This window comes from Pseudomonas sp. B21_DOA, from assembly GCA_030544685.1.
In the GTDB taxonomy this organism is placed as follows: Bacteria; Pseudomonadota; Gammaproteobacteria; order Pseudomonadales; family Pseudomonadaceae; genus Aquipseudomonas; species Aquipseudomonas fluorescens_AO.
The window spans coordinates 3,198,306-3,214,664 of record CP086683.1 but is presented as its reverse complement, the minus strand read 5'-3'; the positions used below and the strand labels follow the sequence as shown (position 1 = coordinate 3,214,664).

At 57.3% G+C, this 16,359-nt stretch carries 17 protein-coding genes and 1 pseudogene; all 18 read left to right on the top strand.

Features of this window, described 5'->3' with window-relative positions; translation table 11 throughout:
- Positions 1 to 10 precede the first annotated feature (10 nt).
- The 18 genes and pseudogenes from LJU32_14695 (at position 11) to LJU32_14610 (ending at position 16,253) form a co-directional block, all read left to right on the top strand.
- Positions 11 to 937, top strand: coding sequence for an alpha/beta fold hydrolase (locus LJU32_14695; protein WKV87087.1), 927 nt, complete (start codon positions 11 to 13; stop codon positions 935 to 937).
- A complete protein-coding gene (gene glcD / locus LJU32_14690; GenBank protein WKV87086.1) occupies positions 934 to 2,433 on the top strand; it encodes a glycolate oxidase subunit GlcD in 1,500 nt (499 codons plus the stop codon). Before LJU32_14695 ends, glcD begins: the two co-directional genes overlap by 4 nt.
- A complete protein-coding gene (gene glcE / locus LJU32_14685; protein ID WKV87085.1) occupies positions 2,433 to 3,482 on the top strand; it encodes a glycolate oxidase subunit GlcE in 1,050 nt (349 codons plus the stop codon). Before glcD ends, glcE begins: the two co-directional genes overlap by 1 nt.
- Before the next feature lie 2 nt (positions 3,483 to 3,484).
- On the top strand, positions 3,485 to 4,705 hold the full coding sequence (glcF, locus tag LJU32_14680; protein WKV87084.1) for a glycolate oxidase subunit GlcF: 1,221 nt from the start codon (positions 3,485 to 3,487) through the stop codon (positions 4,703 to 4,705).
- 87 nt (positions 4,706 to 4,792) lie between these two features.
- Positions 4,793 to 6,181, top strand: coding sequence for a VOC family protein (locus LJU32_14675; GenBank protein ID WKV87083.1), 1,389 nt, complete (start codon positions 4,793 to 4,795; stop codon positions 6,179 to 6,181).
- Positions 6,182 to 6,806: 625 nt separating this feature from the next.
- Positions 6,807 to 7,322, top strand: a complete 516-nt coding sequence (locus LJU32_14670) for an Hcp family type VI secretion system effector (protein WKV87082.1) — start codon at positions 6,807 to 6,809, stop codon at positions 7,320 to 7,322.
- Between the two features lie 133 nt (positions 7,323 to 7,455).
- Positions 7,456 to 9,533: pseudogene (vgrG, locus tag LJU32_14665) on the top strand (type VI secretion system tip protein VgrG).
- Positions 9,526 to 10,350, top strand: a complete 825-nt coding sequence (locus LJU32_14660; GenBank protein WKV87081.1) for a DUF4123 domain-containing protein — start codon at positions 9,526 to 9,528, stop codon at positions 10,348 to 10,350. The pseudogene vgrG and the gene LJU32_14660 overlap by 8 nt, the downstream one beginning before the upstream one ends.
- A gap of 1 nt (position 10,351) precedes the next feature.
- Entirely contained in the window at positions 10,352 to 10,798 is a 447-nt protein-coding gene (locus LJU32_14655; protein WKV87080.1) for a hypothetical protein, read from the top strand.
- Complete coding sequence (locus tag LJU32_14650; GenBank protein ID WKV87079.1) at positions 10,798 to 11,124, top strand: hypothetical protein; 327 nt, start codon at positions 10,798 to 10,800, stop codon at positions 11,122 to 11,124. Before LJU32_14655 ends, LJU32_14650 begins: the two co-directional genes overlap by 1 nt.
- Before the next feature lie 38 nt (positions 11,125 to 11,162).
- Positions 11,163 to 11,414, top strand: coding sequence for a hypothetical protein (locus LJU32_14645; GenBank protein WKV87078.1), 252 nt, complete (start codon positions 11,163 to 11,165; stop codon positions 11,412 to 11,414).
- Complete coding sequence (locus LJU32_14640) at positions 11,339 to 12,490, top strand: hypothetical protein (GenBank protein ID WKV87077.1); 1,152 nt, start codon at positions 11,339 to 11,341, stop codon at positions 12,488 to 12,490. Before LJU32_14645 ends, LJU32_14640 begins: the two co-directional genes overlap by 76 nt.
- Positions 12,460 to 12,834, top strand: a complete 375-nt coding sequence (locus tag LJU32_14635) for a hypothetical protein (protein ID WKV87076.1) — start codon at positions 12,460 to 12,462, stop codon at positions 12,832 to 12,834. Before LJU32_14640 ends, LJU32_14635 begins: the two co-directional genes overlap by 31 nt.
- Before the next feature lie 617 nt (positions 12,835 to 13,451).
- Positions 13,452 to 14,315, top strand: coding sequence for a sel1 repeat family protein (locus tag LJU32_14630; GenBank protein WKV87075.1), 864 nt, complete (start codon positions 13,452 to 13,454; stop codon positions 14,313 to 14,315).
- Positions 14,316 to 14,511: 196 nt separating this feature from the next.
- Positions 14,512 to 14,727 (top strand): hypothetical protein, encoded by a 216-nt coding sequence (locus LJU32_14625; protein ID WKV87074.1) that lies wholly within the window; start codon positions 14,512 to 14,514, stop codon positions 14,725 to 14,727.
- A 61-nt stretch (positions 14,728 to 14,788) separates the two neighbouring features.
- Entirely contained in the window at positions 14,789 to 15,208 is a 420-nt protein-coding gene (locus tag LJU32_14620) for a transposase domain-containing protein (GenBank protein ID WKV87073.1), read from the top strand.
- A gap of 9 nt (positions 15,209 to 15,217) precedes the next feature.
- Positions 15,218 to 15,580, top strand: coding sequence for an ASCH domain-containing protein (locus LJU32_14615; GenBank protein ID WKV91100.1), 363 nt, complete (start codon positions 15,218 to 15,220; stop codon positions 15,578 to 15,580).
- A 34-nt stretch (positions 15,581 to 15,614) separates the two neighbouring features.
- On the top strand, positions 15,615 to 16,253 hold the full coding sequence (locus tag LJU32_14610) for a hypothetical protein (protein WKV87072.1): 639 nt from the start codon (positions 15,615 to 15,617) through the stop codon (positions 16,251 to 16,253).
- Positions 16,254 to 16,359: the final 106 nt, after the last annotated feature.

Genomic DNA, 16,359 nt, shown 5'->3' with positions numbered 1-16,359 from the left:
GAAGACGTCGATGCTTTTGCTGTTTGTCGCACTTGCGGTTTTCGTGGCCTGGAGCTGGTTGAGTTACCCGGCGGTCGGCCATTGGCTGTACAACCTGGCCATGGCCAGCGAGGCCAAGTTGTACAAACTGCACAAGATCGAAGTGCCGATCGCCGAAATGACCGTGTCGACCTGGCAAGGCGGGCCGTACGAGGCGTCCAGCGCGATCCTGATGCTGCACGGCTTCAGCGCCGATAAAAACCTCTGGCTGCGCTGCGCCCGGCACTTCGTCCGTCAGTATCGGGTGATCATACCGGATCTGGCCGGCCACGGTGAGACTGGCTTCAAGGCTGGCGGCGGTTACGACATTGCGGTTCAGGCCAAACGCATGATTCAACTGCTCGATGTCTGCGGCGTAGAAAAAGTCCACGTCATCGGCAACTCCATGGGCGGCTACATTGCCGCGTGGCTGGCGGCGACCTATCCCGAGCGCATCGCCTCGCTGGCCTTGATCGACCCGGCCGGCGTCACCGCACCGGAGCCGAGCGACATGGAGCGCCACCTGGCGCGCGGGCACAATCCGTTCCTGATCAATTCCCGCGAAGAGTTTCAGCGCTTCTACGCGATGACCATGGAGTCGCCGCCATGGGTGCCGAAACCGGTGCTCGACGCCGTCGCTCAGCGCTATGAGCAACAACGTGACGAGCTTGAAGAAATCTTCCGTGACTTCCGTGCCAGCCCGCCGATGGAGCCGAAACTGGCCGAGATCAAATGCCCGGCGCTGTTGCTGTGGGGGCGCAAGGATCGCCTGATCGACGTCAGCAGCGTGCCGGTGTGGAGCAAAGGCATCGCCAATCTCGAAGTGGATGTGTGGGATCACGTCGGGCATATGCCGATGGTCGAACAGCCGGGAAATACCGCGCGGCTGTACGGGGAATTTCTGGAACGACAGAGATGAACATCCTTTACGACGAACGCCTCGACGGCCCGTTGCCCGAGGTGAACAAGGGCGAATTGCTCAAGGCCCTGCAACAAGCCCTGCCGGACCTGGACATCCTCTGGCGCGAAGATGAACTCAAACCCTACGAATGCGACGGCCTCTCCGCCTACCGCACCACGCCGATGCTGGTCGCCCTGCCCCGGCGTCTGGAGCAAGTGCAAACCCTGCTGAAACTCTGCCATCAGAACAACGTGCCCGTCGTCGCGCGGGGTGCCGGCACAGGATTGTCCGGCGGCGCCCTGCCTTTGGAAAAAGGTCTGCTGCTGGTCATGGCGCGGTTCAACAACATCCTGCACATCGACCCCGCTGCACGTATCGCGAGGGTTCAGCCGGGGGTGCGCAATCTCGCCATATCTCAAGCGGCGGCCCCGTTCGGCTTGTATTACGCGCCCGATCCGTCGTCGCAAATCGCCTGTTCGATCGGCGGCAACGTCGCGGAAAACGCTGGTGGCGTGCATTGCCTCAAGTACGGCCTGACCGTGCACAACGTGCTGAAAATCGAAGTGCTGACCATCGAGGGTGAACGCCTGACGCTGGGCTCCGAGGCGCTCGATTCAGCCGGTTTTGACCTGCTCGCCTTGTTCACCGGCTCCGAAGGCCTGCTGGGGATCATCACCGAAGTCACGGTGAAATTATTACCCAAACCGCAAGTCGCCAAGGTCCTGCTCGGCAGTTTCGATTCAGTGGAAAAGGCCGGCCGTGCGGTTGCCGAAATCATCGCAGCAGGGATCATTCCGGGTGGTCTGGAAATGATGGACAACCTCGCCATCCGCGCCGCCGAAGACTTCATCCACGCCGGTTACCCAGTCGACGCCGAGGCGATTCTGCTGTGCGAACTCGACGGCGTCGAAGCCGACGTGCACGACGATTGCCAGCGCGTACGGGAAGTGATGACAGCGGCCGGCGCCAGCGAGGTGCGCCAGGCCCAGGACGAAGCCGAGCGCGTGCGTTTCTGGGCCGGGCGCAAAAACGCGTTTCCGGCGATTGGTCGGTTGTCGCCGGATTATTACTGCATGGACGGCACCATCCCGCGCCGCGAATTGCCCGCTGTGCTGCAAGGCATCTCGCGTCTTGGCGAAGAATATGGTTTGCGCGTAGCCAACGTGTTCCATGCCGGCGACGGCAACATGCATCCGCTGATTCTGTTCGATGCCAACCAGCCCGGCGAACTGCATCGCGCCGAGGCGTTGGGCGGCAAGATCCTCGAATTGTGCGTAAAAGTCGGCGGCAGCATCACTGGCGAGCACGGGGTCGGCCGCGAAAAAATCAATCAGATGTGCGCGCAGTTCAACAGCGACGAGTTACTGCTGTTTCATGCGGTGAAAGCCGCGTTCGATCCGCAGGGCCTGCTCAATCCCGGCAAGAACATTCCGACCCTGCATCGCTGCGCCGAATTCGGCGCGATGCACATTCACGCCGGGCAACTGCCCTTCCCCGAGCTGGAGCGATTCTGATGGCTGATTTCGACGCTGCCAAGGCCCTGCTCGATCAGGTCAACGCCGCGCGGGCCAATGCCACGCCGCTGAAGATTCAGGGCGGCAACAGCAAGGCCTTTCTCGGCCGCGAGGTGGCCGGCGAAGTGCTCGACACCCGTGCTCATCGCGGCATCGTCCAGTACGACCCGACCGAACTGGTGGTCACCGCACGTGCCGGCACGCCGTTGTCCGAGTTGCTCGCGGCGCTGGATGACGCCGGGCAAATGTTGCCCTGCGAACCACCGTCCTTCGCCGACAGCGCCACGGTCGGCGGCATGATCGCCACGGGACTGTCCGGACCACGCCGGCCGTGGTCAGGCTCGGTACGCGACTTCGTTCTCGGCACGCGGGTGATCACCGGCCTCGGTCAGCATTTGCGCTTCGGTGGCGAAGTGATGAAAAACGTCGCCGGTTATGACCTGTCGCGGCTGATGGCCGGCAGTTTCGGCTGCCTTGGCGTGCTCACTGAAGTGTCGCTGAAAGTCCTGCCGAAACCACGCCAGTGCCTGAGCATTCGCCTCGATATCGACTGCGCTCGGGCCTTGAGCAAACTTGCCGAATGGGGCCAGCAACCGCTGCCGATCAGCGCCGCGTGTCACGATGGCCAGAGTCTGTATCTGCGTCTGGAAGGTGGCGAAGGTTCGGTGACCGCTGCGCATCAACGCCTCGGTGGTGAGCCGTTGGACTCGGTTTTCTGGCGCGATCTCAACGAACAGCGGCTGAGTTTTTTCGACGAAGGCTTGCCACTGTGGCGCCTGTCATTGCCAAACAATCTCGGCCCGCTCGAGTTGCCCGGCGAGCAACTGATCGACTGGGCCGGCGCGCAACGCTGGTTGAAGTCCGACAGCACTGAGATTCACGCACTCGCCCATTCCTTGGGCGGCCATGCAACGTGCTTTACCCACGGCGCCACCGATTCGCCGTTTCAACCCTTGGCGCCAACCCTGCTGCGCTACCACCGGCAACTCAAGGCGCAACTCGACCCGCAAGGGCTGTTCAACCCCGGGCGAATGTATGAGGAGGTCTAGCCATGCAAACCACCCTCAGCGAGCAATCGCGGCAATTGCCCCGCGCTGGCGAAGCGGAAAAGATCCTGCGCACCTGCGTGCATTGCGGCTTCTGCAACGCGACATGCCCGACGTATCAATTGCTCGGCGATGAACTCGACGGGCCGCGCGGGCGCATTTATCTGATCAAGCAAGTGCTCGAAGGCGCACCGGCCACCGAACAGACGCAACTGCATCTGGATCGTTGCCTGTCGTGCCGCAACTGCGAAACCACCTGCCCGTCCGGCGTCGATTATCACAACCTGCTCGACATCGGCCGTGCGGTGGTCGACAGCGCGGTGCCACGCCCCGCCGCACAGCGCTTGCTGCGCGAAGGCTTGCGCGCGTTGGCGCCGAATCCGGGTTTGTTCAAAGGCTTGCTGCGCATGGGCGCGACCTTTCGGCCACTGCTGCCGCGCCTGTTGGAAAGCAAACTGCCGCAGCGCTTGGGTGTTATGGGGTCGCGCCCTGCTCCTCGGCATGCGCGCCGGGTGTTGTTGCTCGAAGGTTGCGTGCAACCGGGTCTGTCGCCGAATACCAATGACGCGACCGCGCGGGTGCTCGATCGCCTGGGCATCAGCGTCACCCCGGTGAGCGAGGCCGGTTGCTGCGGCGCTCTCGACTATCACCTCGACGCTCAGGGCAAAGGTCTCGACCGCGCTCGACAGAACATCGACGCCTGGTGGCCGCACCTGCAGAACGGCGCTGAAGCCATCGTGCAGACGGCCAGCGGTTGCGGCGCGTTCATCAAGGATTACGGGCATTTGCTTGCGGATGATCCGGTCTATGCCGACAAGGCTCGGCAGATCAGCGAAATGACTCGGGACCTGGTGCAAGTTATCGCGCAGGAACCGCTGGAACAGGTCTGCGCCGCCAGCGAACGACGCATCGCCGTGCATTGCCCGTGCACTTTGCAGCACGCACTGAAACTCGGCGGCGCAGTGGAAGCAGTGCTGACCCGACTCGGCTTTAACCTCACGCCGGTACCGGATGGCCATTTGTGCTGCGGCTCGGCGGGCACTTACTCGCTGACCCAACCGGTGCTGGCGCGGCAACTGCGCGATCAGCGCCTCAACGCCCTGGAAAGCGGCCGACCGGAGTTGATCGTCACTTCCAATGTGGGCTGTCAGAGCCATCTGGCGAGCGCCGGGCGCACGCCGGTCAGGCACTGGATCGAACTGGTGGATCAGTCATTGGCAGAATGAAGTCCGTAGGATTCTTCGTTTGCCCGCGTGGGCGAAGGCTGCGATCTTTTCCGGTATCCATTTCGTCACCGTGGCAGGAATTTTTTCATGACCGTGCAGCCGTTCGTCAGCCCTGACCTGATCCGCCAACGCTTTTCCCGAGCGATGTCTGACATGTATCGCGAAGAGGTGCCGCTGTACGGCGCGCTGATGGAACTGGTGGAGAAAACCAACCGCGACGTGCTGGCACGCCAGCTTGAGATTGCCGGACAGCTCAAGCGCACCGGCGAAATCGAGCGCCTGGACATGGAACGCCACGGCGCCATTCGCGTCGGCACCGCGAGCGAACTGGCTACCCTCGCCCGCCTGTTCGCGGTGATGGGCATGCAACCAGTGGGTTATTACGACCTGACCCCGGCCGGTGTGCCGGTGCATTCAACGGCGTTTCGCGCGGTGCATGAAGAGGCGCTGCAGGTCAGCCCGTTTCGCGTGTTTACCTCGTTGCTGCGCCTGGAGCTGATTGAAGATCCTGAACTACGTGAGTTTGCCGAGTCGGTGTTGGCCCGTCGTTCGATCTTTACCGACTCCGCGTTGCGCCTGATTGATCAGGCGGAAACGGCAGGCGGACTGAATGACGACGAAGCCGCAGAATTCGTCCGACAGGCACTTGAGACTTTTCGCTGGCACCACAGCGCTACCGTCAGCGCCGGGCAGTACCAGAAACTTAGCGCCCAGCACCGCTTGGTCGCCGATGTCGTTGCGTTCAAGGGCCCGCACATCAACCACCTGACCCCACGCACGCTGGACATCGACACCGTGCAGCAACAGATGCTCGCCCATGGCATCACACCGAAAGCGGTGATCGAAGGCCCACCGCGCCGCAACTGCCCGATCCTGCTGCGCCAGACCAGCTTCAAAGCGCTGGACGAGCCGATCGCCTTCACCGATCAGCCCGAAACCCGTGGCAGCCACAGCGCGCGTTTCGGCGAAATCGAACAACGCGGCGCCGCCCTCACGCCGAAGGGTCGCGCGCTGTATGACCGCTTGTTGAATGCCGCTCGCGATGAACTGGGCGACTTCCCTAACGAAGCCAATGCCGCACGCTACAACACGCTGATGACTCAGCATTTTGCGGAATTTCCTGACAGCATCGAGGGCATGCGCGAACAGGGACTGGCGTACTTTCGTTATTTCGTCACGGAAAAGGGTTCGGCCGCTGGAGGACTTGGCGAGTCGTCCCTGGAGGACTTGCTGCGCGATGGCTACGTGAAAGCGGAGCCGCTGGTGTACGAAGATTTCCTACCGGTGAGCGCAGCGAGGATTTTTCAGTCGAACCTCGGCGATTCTGCGCAGACGCATTACGCCGAACATTCCAATCGCCAGGCTTTCGAACAGGCGCTGGGGCGTTCGACTATCGATGAGCTGGGCTTGTATGCCGAGACGCAACGGCGGTCGATTGAGGAATGTGCCGAAACTTTGGGTATCAAGCTGACCTGACGTTTTCCCTTGTAGGAGTGAGCCTGCTCGCGATAGCGGTGTGTCAGTCACCCCATGCTCTGCCTGACCCGCCGCCTTCGCGAGCAAGCCCGCTCCCACATATTCCGGGGTGGGCTCCAGATTGCGGGCAAACCACAAATCCCTTGTAGGAGTGAGCTTGCTCGCGAAAGCGGTGTGTCAGTCGCTGATGTTTTGCCTGAACAGACGCCTTCGCGAGCAGGCTCGCTCCCACAGGTTTTGCGGCTTAACCCGAATTCGGGCAACCCATAATTCCCCTGTGGGAGCGAGCCTGCTCGCGAAGGCAACACCGCGGTCCCGGCAAATCCCCTACTGCGCAAGAAGTTGCGCAGTAGGTCGTAATATTTCAGGGGTTAAATCCTCTGCAGCCCCCACCATTCAAGCCCTGCAGCCAAGTGCGCAAGAAGTTGCGCAGTACTGCGCAACTTCTTGCGCACTTTCTCCCGGTTATCGCGGTGAAAATCGCCGCGAATGATGACCAACCATCGCGCCGCCCCCGCCACCCGGGCACCGCGCAAAACCTGGCACGCTCCTTGATAACTCTCAGCCACCCACCGGGCGATTTCGCCTCCGGGCACCCTAACTTTATCCGCAAGGAGAGCACCCCATGGCAACACCAGCGTACATGTCGGTTACCGGCGAAAAACAAGGCCTGATCACTGCCGGCGCTTTCACCGCCGACTCCGTTGGCAACACCTACCAGGAAGGCCACGAAGACCAGGTCATGGTTCAGGCTTTCACCCACGACGTGATCATCCCGCGTGACCCGCAATCCGGTCAGCCAACCGGTCAGCGCGTTCACAAGCCAGTTGTGATCACCAAGGTCTACGACAAGGCTTCGCCACTGCTGCAAGCAGCACTGACTTCCGGCGAGCGCATGAGCGAAATCGTTATCCAGTGGTACCGCACTTCGGCCCAAGGCACCCAAGAGCACTACTACACCACCAAACTGGAAGACGCGATCATCGTCGCCATCAACAACAAAATGCACAACTGCCAGGATCCAGGCAACGCGCACTTCACCCACCTGGAAGAAGTGCAGTTCACCTACCGCAAAATCACCTGGACCCACGAAGTATCCGGTACTTCGGGTTCCGATGACTGGCGTGCTCCAGTCGTTTAATTACGGCTGACCGTTACACGCATCGGCCAGCTCTGCTGGTCGATGTTGTTTACGCCCCTCCAGAATTTCGCGTACGTTGAGCCGCTTTTTGCGGCCGTCGACGAGCGCCGCTGTACAGCACGAGGAACAAGGGATGTTCGCGCCGGCCAATGAAACCCACTTTGCCCTGACCATCGAAGGGCTTTCCGCTGATTTTCAGGTATTCACCCTGCAAGGCCGGGAAGCCATCAGCCAGCCTTTTGTCTTTGAGGTGGAGCTGGTCAGTGAGCAGCCGTCGCTGGACCTTGAAACCCTGCTGCACAAACCGGCCTTTCTGCAGCTGTCGCCTGACGGCAGCGGCATCCATGGGCAGATCTACCGCGCCGCGCAAGGCGATTCCGGCAAGCGTCTGACGCGTTATTCGGTGACGCTGCGCCCACAACTGGCGTATCTGGCGCACCGCATCAACCAGCGCATCTTCCAGAACCTCAGCGTGCCGAAAATCATCGGCCAGGTGCTGGAAGAGCACGGCATCCAAAGCAACGCCTACGAATTCAAGACCGGCTCGATCTATCCCGAACGCATCTACTGCGTGCAATACGACGAGTCGGACCTGCATTTCATCCAGCGCCTGTGCGAAGAAGAAGGCATTCACTTCCACTTCCAGCACAGCGCCAACGCGCACAAGCTGGTGTTCGGCGACGACCAGACGGTGTTCCCGAAACTGGCCCCAGTGCCCTATCAGCAAGACTCCGGCATGGTCGCCAGCAACCCGGTGATCAAGCGTTTCGACCTGCGCTTGGAAACCCGCACCAGCCGCACCACCCGCCGCGATTACGATTTCGAAAAACCGCGTCTGACCCTGGAAAGCGAAAACCGTGGCGACGCCCTGCCCGACCTCGAAGACTACGATTACCCGGGCCGTTTCATCGACCGCGAGCGCGGCAAGCACTTGGCCAAACGCGCCCTCGAACGTCATCGCAGCGACTTCCAATTGGCCGAAGGCAAGAGTGATCAGCCACTGCTGGTCAGCGGCCATTTCCTCGCCCTGACCGAACACCCGAAAGCCAAGTGGAACGACCTCTGGCTGCTCACCGAAGTCCTGCATGAAGGCAAGCAGCCGCAAGTGCTCGAGGAGTCGGTGACCAGCGACACCACCGCGCTGAAAGACGATTTCCACCAGGGCTACCGCAACCGCTTCCAGGCCACGCCGTGGACGTACCCAATCGCCCGCCGCTACGCCACCCGAAACCGCGCATCCTCGGCAGCCAGAGCGCAGTAGTCACCGGCCCGAAAGGCGAAGAAATCCACTGCGACGAATACGGCCGGGTCAAAGTCCAGTTCCATTGGGACCGCGAAGGTCAGGCCGACGACAAGACCAGTTGCTGGCTGCGCGTCTCCAGCGCCTGGGCCGGCGCCCAATACGGCGGCATCGCCATCCCGCGCATCGGCATGGAAGTGCTCGTCACCTTCCTTGAAGGCGACCCCGATCAACCGCTGATCAGCGGCTGCCTGTACCACAAGGAAAACACCGTCCCGTACGCCCTGCCGGCCAACAAGACCCGCAGCACCTTCAAGACCCTGAGCTCGATGGGCGGCGGTGGTTACAACGAACTGCGCATCGAAGACAAGAAAGGTCAGGAACAGATCTACCTGCACGCCCAGCGCGACTGGGACGAGAACATCGAGCACGACCAGAAAATCCGCGTCGGCAACGAACGCCACGACACCGTCGAGCAAAACAGCTACACCGAGTTCAAGGCCGAAGAACACCACACCGTCTACGCCGACCGCAAAGTCGAAACCCGCGCCAACGACCACCTCACCGTCGGCGTGAATCAGCACATCAAGATCGGCACCGGCCAGTTCATCGACGCAGGCCAGGAAATCCACCTGAGCAGCGGCATGAAAGTGGTCATGGAAGCCGGCGCCGAACTCACGCTGGTCGGCGGTGGCAGTTTTATCAAGATCGACGCTGGCGGCGTGACCCTGAGCGGGCCGGTGATCAACATGAACTCCGGGGGTAGTCCGGGGAGTGGGACCGGTGCTGCGCCGTTGATGCCGGGGCCTTTAAAACAGGCTGATGCGGATAAGGCGGGGCAGGTAACAGTGCCACCTATGGCGAACCCGTTTGTACGAAAAAGCATTCAAGGCCTTCCCCTTGTTCCGATTTGTGGAAAGCAAGCTAATGGCGCTTGCTCGCGTGAGGTTTGCCCATGTCTGAATGGCTAAGTCATTTCCTGGAAAAACCGTGGCCACGACGCCATTGGGCACCACTGGAAACCGCACCCTGTACGGCATCATCGACAGCGTTCGCCAGCCTCGGGCTCTGGAAAAGCTTTACCAACAGTCCGGGTTGACGGGTGTTGAAAAGTTGTTTCAGGACACGCCGTTTGCCGAAATGAATGATGTCAGTCCGATCTGGATACAGCTGATAGCGGGAAGTCCTGCCGCCGCCCAAGCCCTTGAGCTATGCCGCGACAACCGCGCCGGTATTCTGCTCACATCGTGTGAAAAACCGGAGACCGCGCTCTTGCATGCTCGTCGCCTCCTGCGCATGAACGACCCGGCTCATGGTGACTCGCTAGCTCGCTACTACGACCCGGCGTTCTGGAGCGCGCTGGCGCTGACGGTACCCGCCCGACCTCTGTTCGGCCCTTGGGACATCGTATATACCCCGCCCGCCCACAGCGATGATCAACAATGGCGTGTTTGGGAACAAAGAGAAAAAGTTGATGCCTCTAATGGCGAACAAAAATATCCGTTGCAACTAAAGATCAACACGCTGATAGCGTTCGATGAAATCCGCTGGTGGTATTGGATTCGGCTGCGGAACGCCGAGTCCGCTGTAGGCTTATCGGACTCGCAGCTGTCTGGCGTGGCCGATAATTTGCAACTGCTGGTGAACCACGGCATTGCAGAAGGACGTCATCTTGAGCGCCTGCTGCCGAATCTAAACCAAGGTCCGTTGCAGGCGCGCACTGACGTCATGAACTTGCTGAGCAGCGACATGCCAGCATTCGAGAAAGTACAACGAATGGAAGTCTGAGATGACAGGTACGTCCGAACAAACATCCCTATCCGAACAGCCGCCTGTCGTCATTCCGGCCGATCCGCCAAAAAAGACTGCCGATGCGGAAACGTTCTGCAAAGACAAGAAGCCGGGCTGCAGCAGCAGCTATGAAGACATCATCTACGTTACCGGTCAGCGCCGTTTCTGGCTGTTGCCCAAGCGCACGTCCGAGAAACTCAAGGAAAGCGTCAGCCTGCTCAAGCAGAAGACCGTAGACACGGATAAAGCCGCGCGCATGAGCAACATCGCCGATGCAGGGTTGATGGACTACTTCCTCACTCCGGGTCCGGAAGCTTTTCTAGAAGGTGAGCAACACACCAGTTATGTGGAGTCGAAAGCGGCAATCCCCGAGGACACTGCAAAAAAGCACAGTGCCGCAAGGATTGGGAAGCGGCGAAGGCCAAAGGTGATAGCGACGCGGTAATGCATGCCGAACGTGAGATGTTCCATGCCGGAAAACGCATCGAGACAAATCAGCAGAACATGCAAACCTTGGAAAAAGTTTCCGATGCGAAAGCAAAGACACTGGGGTACAAACGGGAAAACGGCGTTCTTTACACCCCGCGTGCCTTGAAGGCGCGTGATGCAATTGACAAATACATTGAAGAACGCGACAAGGCGAAAGCCCACGGCTACAAAATGTTTGACCCTGGCACCGGCAAGATCGCTTCGGCTTGGGAACACCTGAAAGAGTACAAGGCGCTTCACAAAAAGCTGATCGAAACCGGCGAGATCGACGAAAAAAACTAAGGGGTGTTCAGCTCAACATCCTGGCGTTGAAAGACCTGATGTCCAAGTACATCAATGCGATCGTGGAGCTTGCCGAGTGCGGGATTGCAGTTCCCGAGTTTGCGCTGAGTCCCGATGACCAGTACGCCGGTACCGAGGATTTTCAGGCGTTTATCGAGCTGACCAACAAACGCGATGAGCTCGAGAAAAAATCGAGGAGCGTTACTCTCAATGGGTGTCGGCCACTGGCGGCAAATCCGCACCGCCCGGCGTTCTGTTCGTCAGTTTGCAAAAGCAGTGGTACGACCTGAATAACGAGGCAGAGCGAATCCAGATCACTGCAGAGGCGCGTGTACGTGGGCTCAAGCCACCCCGCCTGTTCATGTGGGAACCGGAAAGCTACAAGCCAAAGCCGATCGAACGTCTGGCCAAAACCAACATACCTCTGCGCGAACTCAGTAGCGCCTCGTCAACAACGATACTCAACCACATCAGCCTGAAACATCTGGCACAAATCAGTGGTAACGCATTCCAAGGCCAGCTCAAGGAGCTTGCGACCAGCCTGCCAAAATCGATTGCCAAAGAGGCCGATGACGATCGGGTATTCAGCGATTGGCTGGAACAGGAAGGCGCGCTCCAATTCGATGAAAAGGGACCATGGTTCGATGAAAATGGACTGTTTGTGCCTGATAAGTTCTTCGCGGCGCTGGAAGCCAAAGGCTACAAAGTCGAAAGCCTGAAAGCCGAAGCCAAACGCCAAACCTGGGGCGAAAATCTGAAAGCCATGGTTTTCGAAGATAAACAGCTGCGCAATCTCATGCTGTTCGACAACAGCCCCCAGGCCCAACTCGTTCGATGCTTACTTCCGGAAAGCGCCAACTTGCTGTCCGAAGTCAAAATGGAAGGCCCCACTCTTAAAAGTGGTTCCCCTCAGATTGCCAACGTAGAAGTTGCACTGGATGTCACAGCGTGGCGAGGCGAAGTCAGCTTGCTCAAAGTCGAGCTTCCTAAACGGGCAAAGGCTGATCCTTGGATCGCAAAATACCAGGCTCATGACGGCAGCGTGCGCAGCGTCAACTTCGGCAAACTGTCTCTGGATCTGGAAGCCAAGGCTTGGGGATTCGCTGGCGCAAGCCTCATGCTGTCGCGCGATTTGACCCTGGATCAAAAAACCGGCTACACCAGCCTCGTCGGCGTCGACATGGCCGAAAAATCTGGCGAACTGGCGAAGTTTGAAGTCTTCGCCGGTGCCCAGGCCGGGTGCAAGGTAACCGGCAAACTGTTCTGGTGCCCTCCCCAAGCGTCCTCCCTCCTGCTCCCGTGCCAAATCGTATTTCAGCCAACCAGTGGCGCCCTTTGGCCAAACTGGAAGTTGAAGCGGCCGTAGCCATCGGCGCCGGCTACAACGGCGACATGCACCTGCGGATGCAAAACGGCCTACTGCTGTTATCGATCAAGGGCGCGCTGGTCTGGGGCGCAGGCGTCAAAGGGTATTTGACCTTTGAAGTCGGCTACGACAGCATCGTGGCCTTGACGGAACTGGTGCGACAGGAAATGGCCGCGAACCAATACAAGGATCTTGAGTGGGTCGATGGGGAAGCCATGGACTATCTGCAAAAGCTGAGCTTCCTAGGCGCCACTGGTATCGATGTGGCGTTTGCCTATGTGCGTGGATATGCCATTGTTAAAGGGATATTTGATGCGCTGACTGAGGGGGGCGTGGGGGATTGATTGCTTACTCAATCGTCACCGACAAAAAACAGAAAGAGATGCAGGAATGGGTGTGTAACTTGCAGCCACAGGCACTTGGACCGTTGCTATTGACCCTTAGCTCATCTCCTGAATCTTTTTCAATAGAAGAAGACCAAGACAATAAAAGCGTCAAGGAAGACGAGGCATATCAACTACAGCAGAGAGCGATCGAACGGTGTTTAGGGTGGATATCATCCAACCCTAACGCTACTCTGCAGTTCGAAGAGGCAATTATACGTATGAATCGGGATGGATTGCGATCACCGCAAGCCGGGCTTACATATTGTAAAAACAAATTCAAGCTCGATTCATTTATGGCTGAACGAGTTAAGGCTCTGGATAAGACCAGTAACGAATCAAGAAGAATTTATCGCGAGCATGTAGCAAGGTTGGGCGCCCGACTAACTGGACACTGTGAGTACAACACCATCTATAAGGGCCCGGCTTTCGCTCCAATCCAAGATACAAAAGCAAGCTATAAGGGACCTAACATTGATTAAAATCGTATTATGCTTATTTCTATTCGTCCTTTTTCCCTACTCAGCTTCTGCACAACTAACACAAGAACAGCAGTCGAAAAAGAGAGAGGACTAATTTTGTATCAGCAAAGCGACTGGTACGACTCTCAACCTTTACTGGAAAGTGCTGCTATTGCGGGTGACGAGACAGCCCAATATTACTTGGCAGAGGCGATTCGGCTGAGCAACCGATACACAACTGATGAAGCAAGAAAATGGTATGAAGCAGCTGCGCAACAGGGCAACCTTTACGCGATGCTAAGACTAAGCAGTAAGAGTGATATCTGTAATGAAATGAAAAGCTGCGGTGGTAAGAGTGCAGACGAATGGCGAGAACAAGCAATACAACTAGCTCAGGAACGAGCTAAAAACAATGACACTGAAGCAATGACCGTTTTATTCATAACCAAACAAGGATTCAGTTGGTTAGAAATGGCAGCGGAGGCAGGTGATCATCTAGCACAGAATACACTCGCAGGAATCTACGAAGATGGGGAAGGATGGTTCATCGTTCCGGGTAGCCGCGAAAAAACCATTCAAAAGTGGTACAAAGCGTCAGCTGAAGGTGGATACCCCAAAGCAATGTATTTTTATGCCAATTATTTATTTGAACATGGAGGGAGGAAAGAAGAAGTTGCTTATTGGCTAAAAAAATCGGCCGAAGGCGGATACGTCAGCGCGGTTGGTAATTACGCCCTCAGCGTAGCCCATATACCAAACGATCTAGACTACCCAAAAAACTTGATTGAGGCTTATGGACTAGCCTATCTGTTGTCTAAATTCGAGGGTGGCGGGACAGCAGCTGAAGACGGCGAAAGAATGCTCCCAAAAATCACTGAAAAAATGACCAAAGAAGACATCAAGCAAGGTCTTCTATTTGCGGAAGAATGGAAGAAAACACGCCCACCACTTTCTTATTTTGTTCCCGTTTATGGTTATTGAGTTCTCACATGGCATTAGTCTCAACTCTAGTTCAGCATAGTCAAAACTTGTTTAAAAAGTTATAAGGACTGAAGATCGCCGACCTTAAAACTTGCAGAAAGTCGAGTTCCCTTAACGGGCAACGGCTGATCCCTGGATAGCGAAATACAAGGCCCACGACGGCAGCGTACGCAGTGTCAACTTCGGCAAAATGTCATTGGATCTTCAAGCCAAGGCTTGGGGCTTCGCTGACGCAAGCCTCATGCTGTCGCGCGATTTGACCCTGGATCAAAAAACCGGCTACACCAGCCTGGTCGGCGTCGACATGGCCGAAAAATCCGGCGAACTGGCGAAGTTTGAAGTCTTCGCCGGTGCCCAGGCCGGGTGCAAGGTAACCGTCCGGGCAACACACCTTCCTGATGCCATCGCTTAAGGCGATGGTGTCCACCTAAATTTAAGTGGACACCATTTTTAGCCTTTTTAAGCGGACGCCCATGCCACAAGAACGCCGTTCCTATTCCAAGTCATTTAAGCCCCAGGTCATCGCCGAGTGTGCGCAGGCTGACACCTCAATTGCCAATGTCGCCTTGACCCACAACCTCAATGCCAACCTCGTCCAGAAATGGAATGACGGTGCTGTGCCCATCGATAACAATTGGTGCGAGAATCAGATTCGGCCGTGGGCTCTTGGCCGCTCGAATTGGTGGTTCGCAGGCTCGCTACGCAGTGGTAAACGTGCCGCAGCGATCATGAGTTTGATCCAGTCTGCGCGGTTCAATGGGCATGATCCGTATGCATACCTCAAGGATGTTCTTACACGCCTGCCGACGCAACGGGCGAGTGAGATCGCCGAGCTTCTGCCGCATAAGTGGAATCCTATCGAAGCGACTATTTCCCAAGCGTCTAATTTTTAGGAGAGAACCATAAAGGCGTTATCAATTGTACGGCCCAGTGGAGGCCGAATCGCTTCTGGCGAGAAAATCCTCGAAGTCCGTCGTTGGCATCCAGACTTAAATCCTCCCGAGGATCTCGTGATTGTGGAAAACGGGCGTTTTCTCCATAACGATGGGGACGAAGACGATAACGGTACTGCCGTCGCAATTGTGCGCGTGAAAACCGTGCGCCCTTTCATTCTCGCTGACATGCAAGCGGCCTGTGCAAGCTATTTTGAGGATGGCTGGCTCGCATGGGAGTTGAGTGACGTAAGGCCAGTCACACACCCTGTGACCATCCGTGCGGCACGGGGTATCTACGAGGTAGATTTCCTACTCCCAGACAGACGCTGAACATTGAGCAAGATGTGTTGGGCAGACGCTTACATTGGTAGGGGAAGGCCTTTACAACTACTTCAATCTGGACGACCTGCAAAAGTGGATGCGGAGCAGCGCTTGGGGGAACAAGACCGAAAACCGTACCGCACAGGATGAGTGGAACGAATTGGCAAAAGTTGTGCAAAAACCTACCTGCAAAATGATCCGCGATGCCAAACAGACCTATTTGAAACTGGTAGTTCCTGGTGTGAGCACACAGGAAATGGACACTCGCAAATTACAGTTGAAAGCGTACGAGCAGTATCGCGACACTCCAAAAAATATTGGATACGCGCCAGGTCCGTTCCCGTTAAGGTGGCAGGAACGCTCGTCCGCTTGGGTCACCCGCTTTGTTGTGGTTAGCAAAAGCAACGAGGCATTGACACTCCACCTGCCGATAAGTGACTCGCTGCAAACCACCGATTTTGCCTTGGCGCTGAACATCGCCTATCAATTGGAAGCCGAGCGCGACATCATGCACGAAACCTGTTTTGTACTTCGTGACCTGCATATCACTGGCGCATCATATAAACGCACCCCAACGCGAGGTGTCTTTAAGGTAGAGTCCGTAGACACATTGCCGAATGGCATAAATAAATCTCAATTCATTTTGTTCAAACAAGAAGACCTGGCGACTGTCGATGTTTAAGAGCCTTTTGAAGCGCAAAGATAAAATCGTATCGACCGAAGCCGCACCAGATATACGCAGCAAGCGCCCAAACGCGGGGAAATCCGCGATAGCGGGTTGAATGAAA

Bases quoted from the DNA above. Each gene is read 5' to 3' on its own strand.
- glcD (WKV87086.1), top strand. From the start codon at position 934: ATGAACATCCTTTACGACGAACGCCTCGACGGCCCGTTGCCCGAGGTG.
- LJU32_14645 (WKV87078.1), top strand. From the start codon at position 11,163: ATGTCCAAGTACATCAATGCGATCGTGGAGCTTGCCGAGTGCGGGATT.
- glcF (WKV87084.1), top strand. From the start codon at position 3,485: ATGCAAACCACCCTCAGCGAGCAATCGCGGCAATTGCCCCGCGCTGGC.
- LJU32_14675 (WKV87083.1), top strand. From the start codon at position 4,793: ATGACCGTGCAGCCGTTCGTCAGCCCTGACCTGATCCGCCAACGCTTT.
- LJU32_14650 (WKV87079.1), top strand. From the start codon at position 10,798: ATGCATGCCGAACGTGAGATGTTCCATGCCGGAAAACGCATCGAGACA.
- LJU32_14620 (WKV87073.1), top strand. From the start codon at position 14,789: ATGCCACAAGAACGCCGTTCCTATTCCAAGTCATTTAAGCCCCAGGTC.
- LJU32_14695 (WKV87087.1), top strand. From the start codon at position 11: ATGCTTTTGCTGTTTGTCGCACTTGCGGTTTTCGTGGCCTGGAGCTGG.
- LJU32_14655 (WKV87080.1), top strand. From the start codon at position 10,352: ATGACAGGTACGTCCGAACAAACATCCCTATCCGAACAGCCGCCTGTC.
- LJU32_14670 (WKV87082.1), top strand. From the start codon at position 6,807: ATGGCAACACCAGCGTACATGTCGGTTACCGGCGAAAAACAAGGCCTG.
- glcE (WKV87085.1), top strand. From the start codon at position 2,433: ATGGCTGATTTCGACGCTGCCAAGGCCCTGCTCGATCAGGTCAACGCC.
- LJU32_14660 (WKV87081.1), top strand. From the start codon at position 9,526: ATGGCTAAGTCATTTCCTGGAAAAACCGTGGCCACGACGCCATTGGGC.